General features: G+C 64.7%; 6 protein-coding genes, 1 tRNA gene and 3 rRNA genes. 8 read left to right on the top strand and 2 right to left on the bottom strand.

Annotation, left to right across the window (positions count from 1 at the left end; genetic code table 11):
* Nucleotides 1-83: 83 nt before the first annotated feature.
* Entirely contained in the window at nucleotides 84-320 is a 237-nt protein-coding gene (locus OG933_RS12850) for a hypothetical protein (RefSeq protein WP_362527418.1), read from the bottom strand.
* Between the two features lie 187 nt (nucleotides 321-507).
* Here OG933_RS12850 and thyX point away from each other — a divergent pair, with 187 nt between their 5' ends.
* The 8 genes from thyX to OG933_RS12810 all read left to right on the top strand — a co-directional run bounded on the left by thyX (nucleotide 508) and on the right by OG933_RS12810 (nucleotide 10,816).
* Nucleotides 508-1,248: an FAD-dependent thymidylate synthase gene (gene thyX, locus OG933_RS12845; protein WP_362275273.1), complete on the top strand. Its 741-nt coding sequence runs from the start codon at nucleotides 508-510 to the stop codon at nucleotides 1,246-1,248.
* Between the two features lie 228 nt (nucleotides 1,249-1,476).
* Nucleotides 1,477-2,376: a 4-hydroxy-tetrahydrodipicolinate synthase gene (gene dapA / locus OG933_RS12840; RefSeq protein ID WP_020128567.1), complete on the top strand. Its 900-nt coding sequence runs from the start codon at nucleotides 1,477-1,479 to the stop codon at nucleotides 2,374-2,376.
* A 127-nt stretch (nucleotides 2,377-2,503) separates the two neighbouring features.
* Nucleotides 2,504-4,189, top strand: coding sequence for a ribonuclease J (locus tag OG933_RS12835; protein WP_362527415.1), 1,686 nt, complete (start codon nucleotides 2,504-2,506; stop codon nucleotides 4,187-4,189).
* A 522-nt stretch (nucleotides 4,190-4,711) separates the two neighbouring features.
* Nucleotides 4,712-6,237, top strand: a 16S ribosomal RNA gene (locus tag OG933_RS12830).
* Nucleotides 6,238-6,559: 322 nt separating this feature from the next.
* Nucleotides 6,560-9,681: ribosomal RNA gene (locus OG933_RS12825) — 23S ribosomal RNA — on the top strand.
* Nucleotides 9,682-9,771: 90 nt separating this feature from the next.
* A 5S ribosomal RNA gene (gene rrf / locus OG933_RS12820) occupies nucleotides 9,772-9,888 on the top strand.
* Together the 16S, 23S and 5S rRNA genes form the textbook arrangement of a ribosomal RNA operon.
* Before the next feature lie 114 nt (nucleotides 9,889-10,002).
* Complete coding sequence (locus OG933_RS12815) at nucleotides 10,003-10,665, top strand: DegT/DnrJ/EryC1/StrS family aminotransferase (RefSeq protein WP_362273610.1); 663 nt, start codon at nucleotides 10,003-10,005, stop codon at nucleotides 10,663-10,665.
* Nucleotides 10,666-10,740: 75 nt separating this feature from the next.
* A tRNA-Thr gene (locus tag OG933_RS12810) sits at nucleotides 10,741-10,816 on the top strand.
* A 59-nt stretch (nucleotides 10,817-10,875) separates the two neighbouring features.
* Here the strand turns inward: OG933_RS12810 and OG933_RS12805 are convergent.
* A complete protein-coding gene (locus OG933_RS12805) occupies nucleotides 10,876-13,617 on the bottom strand; it encodes a SpoIIE family protein phosphatase (protein ID WP_142266468.1) in 2,742 nt (913 codons plus the stop codon).
* Nucleotides 13,618-13,697 lie beyond the last annotated feature (80 nt).

Here is a 13,697-nt window from a genome sequence, read left to right as displayed (position 1 = left end):
CCTCACTCGTCCATGCGTGGGCTGTGCCCGGTGAGGTTATCCGTCTGTGTCCCGGCTCACCACCATCGGGGGGCCGGATGGCGTCAGCGTCCCTGGGACGCCTGCGACTGCTGTGACTGCGCCGAGTGGTCCAGGCTCAGCGCCGGCATCCCGATGACCAGGGAGCCCACCAGCGCGGCCACGATGGTGACTCCCAACAGCCACCGGCCGGCTATCTGACCGGCGGAGGACCGCTCGGAGGGCGGGGGAGCGACATTGCTACGGAACCGGTCGGCCTCGGCGAGGAAGGCGAAGGGTACGGGCTCGCGCCGGCGGAACATGATGGGTACTTCCTCCTGGGGCTTTCGATCGGGCACTTCACTGATACAGACGAGCGGGTGCCCGAAAACGTGCCCCATATCAGCAGACGTCCCGCACGAATCCGACGGCACGCCCGTGGCCGACCGGCTCGGCGGCCCCCGTAGAGTTGGCGCCGCTCCGAAGACGCGATGGAAGGACCCCCGCACAGTGACCGACAGCCCCGCCGACGACCTCAAACCCGGCTTCCGCAGCGACGTCACCGTCGAGCTGGTCAAGCACACCGCGTCCGACGCCGACGTGCTCTTCGCCGCCCGCGTCTCGACCGCCGGCGAGCAGTCCCTGGACGAGCTGGGCAAGGACCCGGAGCGCTCCAAGGGCCTGATCAACTACCTGATGCGGGACCGGCACGGCAGCCCCTTCGAGCACAACTCGATGACGTTCTTCATCAGTGCCCCGATCTTCGTCTTCCGCGAGTTCATGCGCCACCGAGTGGGCTGGTCGTACAACGAGGAGTCCGGCCGCTACCGGGAGCTCCAGCCCGTCTTCTACGTCCCCGGCGAGTCCCGCAAACTCGTTCAGCAGGGCCGTCCCGGCAAGTACGTCTTCGCCGAGGGCACGCAGGCCCAGCAGGAGCTCGTCGGCCGCACCATGGAGGACTCCTACCTCCGGTCCTACGAGGCCTACCAGGAGATGCTCGCCGCGGGCGTCGCCCGTGAGGTCGCCCGTGCGGTCCTGCCGGTCGGCCTGTTCTCCTCGATGTACGCCACCTGCAACGCCCGCTCGCTGATGCACTTCCTCGGCCTGCGCACCCAGCACGAGCTGGCTAAGGTCCCGTCCTTCCCGCAGCGGGAGATCGAGATGGTGGGCGAGAAGATGGAGGCCGAGTGGGCCGGGCTCATGCCCCTCACGTACGCGGCCTTCAACGCCAACGGCCGAGTGGCGCCCTGACGGACGCGGCGAAGGCGAGCGCCGGAGACGAGCCGACGGAGACGTATGTACGGATCATCCGTGCGAAGTGTCCGTATTGCGGCATTTAGAGAAGTTCATCTAGCCTGATCAAACGGACCCGGCACTGCTTGAACCCCCGAGCAGGCAGTGCCGGGTTCCATCTTTGTCATGACTTTCCGCACCCCCCGCGGGCAGACCCCACGGTGAGCAACGAGTAGCGTGTCACCCATGGCTCCGACCTCCACTCCGCAGACCCCCTTCGGGCGGGTCCTCACCGCCATGGTCACGCCCTTCACGGCGGACGGCGCACTCGACCTCGACGGCGCACAGCGGCTCGCCACCCACCTGGTGGACGCAGGCAACGACGGCCTGATCGTCAACGGCACCACCGGCGAGTCCCCCACCACCAGTGACGCGGAGAAATCGGACCTGGTACGAGCCGTCCTGGAGGCCGTCGGAGACCGTGCCCACGTCGTCGCCGGCGTCGGCACCAACGACACCCACCACAGTGTCGAACTCGCCCGCGCGGCCGAGACGGCCGGCGCACACGGCCTCCTGGTCGTCACCCCGTACTACAACAAGCCCCCTCAGGAGGGCCTGTACCGGCACTTCACGGCCGTCGCCGACGCCGCCGAGCTGCCGGTCATGCTCTACGACATCCCCGGCCGCAGCGGTGTCCCGATCAGCACCGAGACGCTGGTCCGCCTCGCCGCGCACCCCCGGATCGTCGCCAACAAGGACGCCAAGGGCGACCTGGGCCGCGCGAGCTGGGCCATCGCGCGCTCCGGGCTGGCCTGGTACTCCGGTGACGACATGCTGAACCTGCCGCTGCTCTCCGTGGGCGCGGTCGGCTTCGTCTCCGTCGTCGGCCACGTGGTCACCCCGGACCTGCGCGCCCTCGTCGAGGCGTTCACCGCCGGGGACGTCCAGAAGGCGACCGAGATCCACCAGAAGCTGCTCCCGGTCTACACGGGCATGTTCCGTACCCAGGGCGTGATGACCACCAAGGCGGCCCTCACCCTGCTGGGCCTGCCCGCCGGCCCGCTGCGCTCACCCATGGTCGAGTGCTCGCCCGAAGAGATCGAACAGCTCAAGATCGATCTTGCGGCGGGCGGGGTACAGCTCTGACAACGGACTTCACAACTGAATAGCAGGCCACCGGTGCCTGCAATCCACAACGACAACTGCTATTGCACGAACGTCATGCGCGCCACGTGCCCACCGGTACGTGGCGTGTGTGGTTGAGGAGAGTCTTTTGAGTCATCCGCATCCCGAACTTGCCCCGCCCCCGCCGCTCCCGGCGGGCGGCCTCAGGGTCACCCCGCTCGGCGGCCTCGGCGAAATCGGCCGGAACATGACGGTCTTCGAATTCGGCGGCCGTCTGCTGATCGTCGACTGCGGCGTGCTCTTCCCCGAGGAGGAGCAGCCCGGCATCGACCTGATCCTGCCGGACTTCACGTCCATCCGGGACCGCCTCGACGACATCGAGGGCATCGTCCTCACCCATGGTCACGAGGACCACATCGGTGCCGTCCCCTACCTCCTCCGGGAGAAGCCGGACATCCCGCTGATCGGCTCCAAGCTGACCCTCGCCTTCATCGAGGCCAAGCTCCAGGAGCACCGGATCCGCCCGTACACCCTCGAGGTGGCGGAGGGACACCGTGAGCGCATCGGCCCCTTCGACTGCGAGTTCATCGCCGTCAACCACTCGATCCCGGACGCCCTCGCCGTCGCCATCCGCACGCCGGCGGGCATGGTGGTCCACACGGGCGACTTCAAGATGGACCAGCTCCCGCTGGACGGCCGTCTCACGGATCTGCACGCGTTCGCACGTCTGAGCGAGGAAGGCATCGACCTCCTTCTCTCCGACTCCACGAACGCCGAGGTCCCCGGTTTCGTGGCACCCGAGCGGGACATCTCCAACGTCCTGCGCACGGTCTTCGCGAACGCCCGCAAGCGGATCATCGTGGCCAGCTTCGCCAGCCACATCCACCGCATCCAGCAGATCCTGGACACGGCGCACGAGTACGGTCGCAGGGTCGCCTTCGTGGGCCGCTCGATGGTCCGCAACATGGGTATCGCCCGCGACCTGGGTTACCTGAAGGTCCCACCGGGCCTCGTGGTGGACGTCAAGACGCTCGACGACCTGCCCGACCACGAGGTGGTCCTGGTCTGCACGGGCTCCCAGGGCGAGCCGATGGCGGCCCTGTCCCGCATGGCCAACCGCGACCACCAGATCCGCATCGTCCCCGGCGACACGGTGATCCTGGCGTCCTCGCTCATCCCCGGCAACGAGAACGCGGTCTACCGCGTGATCAACGGCCTGACCCGCTGGGGCGCGCACGTCGTCCACAAGGGCAACGCCAAGGTGCACGTCTCGGGCCACGCGTCCGCGGGCGAGCTCCTGTACTTCTACAACATCTGCCGCCCGAAGAACCTGATGCCGGTCCACGGCGAATGGCGCCATCTGCGCGCCAACGCCGAGCTGGGCGCCAAGACAGGCGTCCCGCACGACCGCATCGTGATCGCCGAGGACGGCGTGGTCGTCGACCTCGTCGAGGGCAAGGCGAAGATCTCCGGCAAGGTCCAGGCGGGTTACGTCTATGTCGACGGCCTCTCGGTCGGCGACGTGGGCGAGCCGGCCCTCAAGGACCGGAAGATCCTGGGCGACGAGGGCATCATCTCGGTGTTCGTCGTCGTGGACTCCTCCACCGGCAAGATCACCGGCGGCCCGCACATCCAGGCCCGCGGTTCGGGTATCGACGACTCGGCCTTCTCGGCCGTCACCCCGAAGATCGCCGAGGTCCTGGAACGCTCCGCCCAGGACGGTGTGGTCGAGCCCCACCAGCTCCAGCAGCTCATCCGCCGCACGCTGGGCAAGTGGGTCTCCGACACCTATCGCCGCAGGCCGATGATCCTCCCGGTCGTGGTCGAGGTCTGAGCGACGTACGGCTCCCCGTACGCGTGAACCCGGAGCGGGGCTCCTCGATTTGCATCGAGGAGCCCCGCTCCAGTACGTTTACGGCTCCGCCTGAACGGGAACCCGGTACACCTCGTGCCCCGGATCCACTCCCGGGAGGGGCCGGGAAAACCGACTCAGAACTTCTGATAAAGTCGGAACCGCCGGAAAGGAAACCGCGAAACAAAAGCGGGAACCTGGAAAGCACCGAGGAAATCGGGTCGAGAAAAGATCTGATAGAGTCGGAAACGCAAGACCGAAGGGAAGCGCCCGGAGGAAAGCCTGAGAGAGTCTCTCGGGTGAGTACAAAGGAAGCGTCCGTTCCTTGAGAACTCAACAGCGTGCCAAAAATCAACGCCAGATATGTTGATACCCCGTCCCCGGCAGTGATAGCCGAGGATGAGGTTCCTTTGAAACAAAACACAGCGAGGACGCTGTGAACGGCCGGGCTTATTCCGCCTGGCTGTTCCGCTCTCGTGGTGTCGACCGGATAACCGGTAAACATTCACGGAGAGTTTGATCCTGGCTCAGGACGAACGCTGGCGGCGTGCTTAACACATGCAAGTCGAACGATGAACCACTTCGGTGGGGATTAGTGGCGAACGGGTGAGTAACACGTGGGCAATCTGCCCTTCACTCTGGGACAAGCCCTGGAAACGGGGTCTAATACCGGATAATACTTCCACTCGCATGGGTGGGGGTTAAAAGCTCCGGCGGTGAAGGATGAGCCCGCGGCCTATCAGCTTGTTGGTGAGGTAATGGCTCACCAAGGCGACGACGGGTAGCCGGCCTGAGAGGGCGACCGGCCACACTGGGACTGAGACACGGCCCAGACTCCTACGGGAGGCAGCAGTGGGGAATATTGCACAATGGGCGAAAGCCTGATGCAGCGACGCCGCGTGAGGGATGACGGCCTTCGGGTTGTAAACCTCTTTCAGCAGGGAAGAAGCGAAAGTGACGGTACCTGCAGAAGAAGCGCCGGCTAACTACGTGCCAGCAGCCGCGGTAATACGTAGGGCGCAAGCGTTGTCCGGAATTATTGGGCGTAAAGAGCTCGTAGGCGGTCTGTCACGTCGGATGTGAAAGCCCGGGGCTTAACCCCGGGTCTGCATTCGATACGGGCAGACTAGAGTGTGGTAGGGGAGATCGGAATTCCTGGTGTAGCGGTGAAATGCGCAGATATCAGGAGGAACACCGGTGGCGAAGGCGGATCTCTGGGCCATTACTGACGCTGAGGAGCGAAAGCGTGGGGAGCGAACAGGATTAGATACCCTGGTAGTCCACGCCGTAAACGGTGGGAACTAGGTGTTGGCGACATTCCACGTCGTCGGTGCCGCAGCTAACGCATTAAGTTCCCCGCCTGGGGAGTACGGCCGCAAGGCTAAAACTCAAAGGAATTGACGGGGGCCCGCACAAGCAGCGGAGCATGTGGCTTAATTCGACGCAACGCGAAGAACCTTACCAAGGCTTGACATACACCGGAAACGTCTGGAGACAGGCGCCCCCTTGTGGTCGGTGTACAGGTGGTGCATGGCTGTCGTCAGCTCGTGTCGTGAGATGTTGGGTTAAGTCCCGCAACGAGCGCAACCCTTGTTCTGTGTTGCCAGCATGCCCTTCGGGGTGATGGGGACTCACAGGAGACTGCCGGGGTCAACTCGGAGGAAGGTGGGGACGACGTCAAGTCATCATGCCCCTTATGTCTTGGGCTGCACACGTGCTACAATGGCCGGTACAAAGAGCTGCGAAACCGTGAGGTGGAGCGAATCTCAAAAAGCCGGTCTCAGTTCGGATTGGGGTCTGCAACTCGACCCCATGAAGTCGGAGTTGCTAGTAATCGCAGATCAGCATTGCTGCGGTGAATACGTTCCCGGGCCTTGTACACACCGCCCGTCACGTCACGAAAGTCGGTAACACCCGAAGCCGGTGGCCCAACCCCTTGTGGGAGGGAGCTGTCGAAGGTGGGACTGGCGATTGGGACGAAGTCGTAACAAGGTAGCCGTACCGGAAGGTGCGGCTGGATCACCTCCTTTCTAAGGAGCACTTCTTACCGATCCCTTCGGGGTGAGGTCAGAGGCCAGTACATCGGCGTACGTCCGATGCTGGTTGCTCATGGGTGGAACGTTGATTATTCGGTCCGGTTCACGGGTCGGAGGCTGCAAGTACTGTCCGTAAGGGCGTGGAAAGCATCATCTCCGGACGCGACCGGGTCGGGCACGCTGTTGGGTATCTGAGGGTGCGAGCGTTTGCTCGTCCTTCTGATGCCGGCCCCAGTGCACTCGAAACCGTTAAGGGTTCGGGGTGATGGGTGGCTGGTCGTTGTTTGAGAACTGCACAGTGGACGCGAGCATCTGTGGCCAAGTTTTTAAGGGCGCACGGTGGATGCCTTGGCACCAGGAACCGATGAAGGACGTGGGAGGCCACGATAGTCCCCGGGGAGTCGTCAACCAGGCTTTGATCCGGGGTTTCCGAATGGGGAAACCCGGCAGTCGTCATGGGCTGTCACCCGCTGCTGAACACATAGGCAGTGTGGAGGGAACGCGGGGAAGTGAAACATCTCAGTACCCGCAGGAAGAGAAAACAACCGTGATTCCGGGAGTAGTGGCGAGCGAAACCGGATGAGGCCAAACCGTATACGTGTGAGACCCGGCAGGGGTTGCGTGTACGGGGTTGTGGGATCTCTCTTTCACAGTCTGCCGGCTGTGAGACGAGTCAGAAACCGTTGATGTAGGCGAAGGACATGCGAAAGGTCCGGCGTAGAGGGTAAGACCCCCGTAGTCGAAACGTCAACGGCTCGTTTGAGAGACACCCAAGTAGCACGGGGCCCGAGAAATCCCGTGTGAATCTGGCGGGACCACCCGCTAAGCCTAAATATTCCCTGGTGACCGATAGCGGATAGTACCGTGAGGGAATGGTGAAAAGTACCGCGGGAGCGGAGTGAAATAGTACCTGAAACCGTGTGCCTACAAGCCGTGGGAGCGTCGCGCATTGAGTTTACTCGATGCGTCGTGACTGCGTGCCTTTTGAAGAATGAGCCTGCGAGTTTGCGGTGTGTTGCGAGGTTAACCCGAGTGGGGAAGCCGTAGCGAAAGCGAGTCCGAATAGGGCGTTTCAGTAGCACGCTCAAGACCCGAAGCGGAGTGATCTAGCCATGGGCAGGTTGAAGCGGAGGTAAGACTTCGTGGAGGACCGAACCCACCAGGGTTGAAAACCTGGGGGATGACCTGTGGTTAGGGGTGAAAGGCCAATCAAACTCCGTGATAGCTGGTTCTCCCCGAAATGCATTTAGGTGCAGCGTCGTGTGTTTCTTGCCGGAGGTAGAGCACTGGATAGGCGATGGGCCCTACCGGGTTACTGACCTTAGCCAAACTCCGAATGCCGGTAAGTGAGAGCGCGGCAGTGAGACTGTGGGGGATAAGCTCCATGGTCGAGAGGGAAACAGCCCAGAGCATCGACTAAGGCCCCTAAGCGTACGCTAAGTGGGAAAGGATGTGGAGTCGCACAGACAACCAGGAGGTTGGCTTAGAAGCAGCCACCCTTGAAAGAGTGCGTAATAGCTCACTGGTCTAGTGATTCCGCGCCGACAATGTAGCGGGGCTCAAGCGTACCGCCGAAGTCGTGTCATTCATACAATAGGGCCAACGCCTGTATGGATGGGTAGGGGAGCGTCGTGTGCCGGGTGAAGCAGCCGCGGAAGCGAGTTGTGGACGGTTCACGAGTGAGAATGCAGGCATGAGTAGCGATACACACGTGAGAAACGTGTGCGCCGATTGACTAAGGGTTCCTGGGTCAAGCTGATCTGCCCAGGGTAAGTCGGGACCTAAGGCGAGGCCGACAGGCGTAGTCGATGGATAACCGGTTGATATTCCGGTACCCGCTGTGAAGCGTCAAACATCGAACCAGGCGATGCTAAGTCCGTGAAGCCGTTCCGGACCCTTCGGGGAAAGGAAAGTGGTGGAGCCGACGAACCAGACTTGCAGTAGGTGAGTGATGGGGTGACGCAGGAAGGTAGTCCATCCCGGGCGGTGGTTGTCCCGGGGTAAGGGTGTAGGACGAACGGTAGGCAAATCCGCCGTTCACATAGTCTGAGACCTGATGCCGAGCCGATTGTGGCGAAGTGGATGATCCTATGCTGTCGAGAAAAGCCTCTAGCGAGTTTCATGGCGGCCCGTACCCTAAACCGACTCAGGTGGTCAGGTAGAGAATACCGAGGCGTTCGGGTGAACTATGGTTAAGGAACTCGGCAAAATGCCCCCGTAACTTCGGGAGAAGGGGGGCCACGTCTGGTGAGAGCACTTGCTGCTCGAGCTGGGGGTGGCCGCAGAGACCAGCGAGAAGCGACTGTTTACTAAAAACACAGGTCCGTGCGAAGCCGTAAGGCGATGTATACGGACTGACGCCTGCCCGGTGCTGGAACGTTAAGGGGACCGGTTAGTCACTCTTCGGGGTGGCGAAGCTGAGAACTTAAGCGCCAGTAAACGGCGGTGGTAACTATAACCATCCTAAGGTAGCGAAATTCCTTGTCGGGTAAGTTCCGACCTGCACGAATGGCGTAACGACTTCTCGACTGTCTCAACCATAGGCCCGGTGAAATTGCACTACGAGTAAAGATGCTCGTTTCGCGCAGCAGGACGGAAAGACCCCGGGACCTTTACTACAGTTTGATATTGGTGTTCGGTTCGGCTTGTGTAGGATAGGTGGGAGACTTTGAAACGTGGACGCCAGTTCACGGTGAGTCGCCGTTGAAATACCACTCTGGTCGTGCTGGATGTCTAACCTGGGTCCGTGATCCGGATCAGGGACAGTGTCTGATGGGTAGTTTAACTGGGGCGGTTGCCTCCTAAAGAGTAACGGAGGCGCCCAAAGGTTCCCTCAGCCTGGTTGGCAATCAGGTGTTGAGTGTAAGTGCACAAGGGAGCTTGACTGTGAGACCGACGGGTCGAGCAGGGACGAAAGTCGGGACTAGTGATCCGGCGGTGGCTTGTGGAAGCGCCGTCGCTCAACGGATAAAAGGTACCCCGGGGATAACAGGCTGATCTTCCCCAAGAGTCCATATCGACGGGATGGTTTGGCACCTCGATGTCGGCTCGTCGCATCCTGGGGCTGGAGTCGGTCCCAAGGGTTGGGCTGTTCGCCCATTAAAGCGGTACGCGAGCTGGGTTTAGAACGTCGTGAGACAGTTCGGTCCCTATCCGCTGCGCGCGCAGGAATATTGAGAAGGGCTGTCCCTAGTACGAGAGGACCGGGACGGACGAACCTCTGGTGTGCCAGTTGTTCTGCCAAGGGCATGGCTGGTTGGCTACGTTCGGGAGGGATAACCGCTGAAAGCATCTAAGCGGGAAGCCTGCTTCGAGATGAGTATTCCCACCCCCTTGAGGGGTTAAGGCTCCCAGTAGACGACTGGGTTGATAGGCCGGATGTGGAAGCCCAGTAATGGGTGAAGCTGACTGGTACTAATAGGCCGAGGGCTTGTCCTCAGTTGCTCGCGTCCACTGTGTTGGTTCTGAAACCACGAACGGCCCCATGCCATGGTCACGGCATGGTGCGGCTGGACAGTTTCATAGTGTTTCGGTGGTCATAGCGTGAGGGAAACGCCCGGTTACATTCCGAACCCGGAAGCTAAGCCTTACAGCGCCGATGGTACTGCAGGGGGGACCCTGTGGGAGAGTAGGACACCGCCGAACAATCATTCAAAGGGTTGGTCTCTGAACTTCGGTTCAGGGACCAACCCTTTTTTGTTTTCGGCCACTTGAAGTTCATGTTCCGCCTTCAGCATCCACGGCATGGGTACTGCTGCAATGCTCAGGGCCGCAGGCGTCGGAGTCGGTGACGAGGTCATCGTGCCGGCCTTCGGGAATGTGGAGGTCGCCGGAGCAGTCGCCCTGGCGGGTGCGCTTCCGGTGTTCGCCGATGTCGATCCGGTGACGTACTGCCTGGACCCGGCCGCCGTCGAAGCGGTCGTAACTCCGCGCACCGCGGCGGTCGTTGTCGTGCACCGCTTCGGCCGGCCGGCGGATGTCGGGCGGTTGCACGGGGTGGGGCAGCGGCACGGGCTGCTGGTGTTGGAACAGGGGGAGTCCGAGGCGCCGTACGACGAGATCGCGCAGCGTCGGGAGCGGGCGGCCTACCTGGACGGACGGTTGCGTGGGGTGCGGATGCCGGACGGCGGGGACGGACACACGTATCAGCAGTACGTCGTGCGCGTGCCGGGGAACGGCCGGCCCGACAGGGATGCCTTCGCGCGGGCTCTGCGGGGAAAGGGAGTCGAGTGCCGGGTGCCGGTGAAGACTCCGTTGCACCGGCTGCCCGAGTTCCGGCGGTGTGTGTCGCTGCCGGAGACCGAGCTCGCGGCGGACGAGACCCTCGCGCTGCCGGTGGATGCCTCGTTGACGAAGCGGGACATGCAGCGGATCGTGTCCGCCTGCAACGCACTCGGCGGACTGCTTCAACCCGCCTTCTGAACGAGTTTGGGAACACCGGCCAGTTCGGGGTACGATCTGTTCTGTCGCCGCGAGGGAAACCTCGAAAAGCGACCGGCCCTCTTAGCTCAGTCGGTAGAGCGTCTCCATGGTAAGGAGAAGGTCAACGGTTCGATTCCGTTAGAGGGCTCCACGAAGAAGCCCCCGCCCTTTCGGGCGGGGGCTTTCTTCATGTCCTGTCCTGCCTTTTCCTCACGCCACTCGCATCGCCAGGATCGCCATGTCGTCGGAAGGGGCGTCGGACGCGAAGCGTTCCACCGCGCGCATGATGCGGGCCGCGACCGCGCCGGCGGTGAGACCGGTGCAGGTGGTGAGGACGTCGGCGAGGCCGTCGTCGCCCAGCATGCGGGTGCCCTCACGGCGCTCGGTGACGCCGTCCGTGACGCAGAGGAGGACGTCGCCCGGGTCGAGGGTGACCGTCTGCTCGTAGAGTTCCAGGTCCTCCATGACGCCCAGCAGCGGCTGCGGTTCGGCGGCCGCCTCGACGGTGCCGTCCTGGCGCAGGCGCAGGGGGAGCGGGTGGCCGGCGCAGACCACCTTCAGCTCGGCGCTGCCGTCCTCCTGCGGACGCATCTCGCCGTAGAGGAGGGTCAGGAAGCGGCTGCGGGCGCCCTCGTCGAGGATGGCCGAGTTGAGGCGCTCCAAGACGGCCGGGCCGCTGAGCCCCTCGCGTGCGAGGAGGCGCAGGGCGTGGCGGGCCAGGCCGGTCACGGCCGCCGCGTTCGGGCCCGTGCCGCAGACGTCGCCGATGGCGAAGCCGTACGCGCCGTCGCTGATGGGGAAGACGTCGTAGAAGTCACCGCCGACCTCGTTGCCCTCGCCGGCCGCGCGGTAGATGACCTCGACCTCGACGCCGTCGATCTCGGGGAGCTCCGGCGGCAGCAGGCTGCGCTGGAGGGCCTGGCTGATGGCCGTGCGCTCGGAGTAGAGGCGGGCGTTGTCGAGGGCGAGGGCCGCCCGGCGGCTCAAGTCCTCGGCCAGCTCCAGGATTTCCTGGCGGAAGTGTTCGTCGGTGGGCTTGCCGAGGGTCAGCATGCCGATGACGCGGTTGCGGGCGACCAGGGGGAGGACGACCGTCTCGCCGCCCACTGCCGAGGCGGTGGCGAGCGTGGGGCCGATGCCGGACGCCACCTGGTGGGTCGGGCCGCCGGTCAGGCCCAGGCTGCGCATGGAGCTGCGCAGGGCCGCGTCGTGCGCAGCGGCGGCGGGGGCTGCCCAGACCCGGGCGCCGGGGGTGGGGACCGGGTCGGGCGGTGCGATCTTCGAGAGCAACGACTTGATGCCGTCGATGAATTCCTCGTCCTCGTGCAGGACGTACGACAGGTAGGGATCGGAGGCCTGGTCGGCGATCGTGTAGACCGCGCACCAGGTGGCCAGGGTCGGAACCGTCATCTGGGCCATCAGGGCGAGGGTCTGGTCGCGGTCCAGGGTGCCCGCGAGGAGGTCGGAGGCCTCGACGAGGAAGCTGAGGGAGCCTCGGCGCAGGCGTTCCAGCTCGCCGAGGCGGGCCGACTCCACGGCCAGGGCGATGCGGTCGGCCGCGAACTGCAGGCGCAGCGCCTCCTCGTTGGAGTAGCGGCCGGAAGCCTCTGCCGCGACGCCGAGGGAGCCCGTGAGCCGGCCCTCGACCTTCAGCGGGACCGTGACGACCGAGCGCATGCCCGTGCCGTTCAGCAGGGGTACGGCGCCGGGGACGGCCAGGAGATCCTCGTGGACGGCCGGCATGCGGGCCGAGCCGTAGCGGCCGGGGCCCGCCTCGACGGGCACGCGCGCGAAGCGCTGGCGGGCGGAGGGCAGGCCCGTGGAGGCGCGGACCTCCAGCTCCGTCTCGTCGTCGGTCGCCAGCAGGAGGAAGGCCGAGTCGCCGTCGAGCATGTCGCGGGCGCGCTCCACCGTGCGCTGGAGGAGGCCGTCGAGGTCGTCCGGGGCCGGGGAGCCGATGAACACCTCGAAGGGGTCGGCGTTCTGGCCGTCCGAGGTGGTGGCCGGGTCGGAGGCCGGGCCGCGTGACGGGGTCTGGAGGACCGCGCGCTCGTGGTCGCGGACGAGCAGGCAGACCGTGGAGGGCTCGCCGTCGGTGTCGCGGACGCGGAGGTGGGAGGCGTACACGGGCGTGACGCGGCCGTTGGCGCCGCGGATGCCGTAGCTGCCCTCCCAGCGGGAGAGCTGGAGGGCCTCGACGATGCCGGTGCTGGTGCCGGGCGTGTGCGGCCAGGCGGCGAGGTCGGTGAGGGGTTTGCCGGTGACCTGGTCGGCCGAGTAGCCGAAGAGCTCCTCGGCGTCTTCGTTCCAGGCCGAGATGGCGCCCGTGCGGTCGATCTGGACGACCGCCACGCGCACCCGGCTGTCGGCGAGCGGGAGGAGGTCGGCCGGGAGGGACGGGCCGGCCGTGCGGGTGCCGACCGGGCGGTCGGGGAGGTCGAGCTGGAACCAGACCTGCTTGTGGGTCGGGGTGTACTCGACGCCCCAGCGGCCGGCGATGGCCGCGCACAGCTGGAGGCCGCGGCCGCCTTCGCGGTCCGGGCTGCCCATGGTGGCGAGGGAGCCCTGGAGGGGAATCTCACGTTCGGGATACCGGTCGGACACCTCGATGCGTACGCCGTCGGCGCTGCGCAGGCACAGGACGTCGGCGTGGGTGCCCGCGTGGACGACCGCGTTGGTCACCAGTTCGCTGGTGAGGACGACGGCGTCGTCGATGATGTCGGCGAAGCCCCAGCCCTGGAGGGTGTCGCGGACGAAGGAGCGGGCGGTCGCCACGGATCTCCCGACGGGCTCGAAGCTGGCAGCCGCGCGCGCGGTGATCACTGAACTCCTCGGCCGGTCGTCGACGTGCAGGGCTCCCTGGCCGGTCAGGTCGCCTCGCTGGTGGGGCGGGCGCGTGCTGGAAGGCCGGGGGTCCGGGGTCTGTCCCCCCGGGATCAGTCCGGTGGTCATGTGTGCGGCCGCCCCTCCGATGCCCGCTCGTGCTCGTGCCACCGCCCAGGCCGGTCGGACCGGCGTGGCTGGACAGCCGC

The organism is Streptomyces sp. NBC_00016 (genome assembly GCF_045040885.1).
Classification (GTDB): Bacteria; Actinomycetota; Actinomycetes; order Streptomycetales; family Streptomycetaceae; genus Streptomyces; species Streptomyces coriariae.
This window is presented reverse-complemented; position numbering and strand designations above follow the sequence as displayed.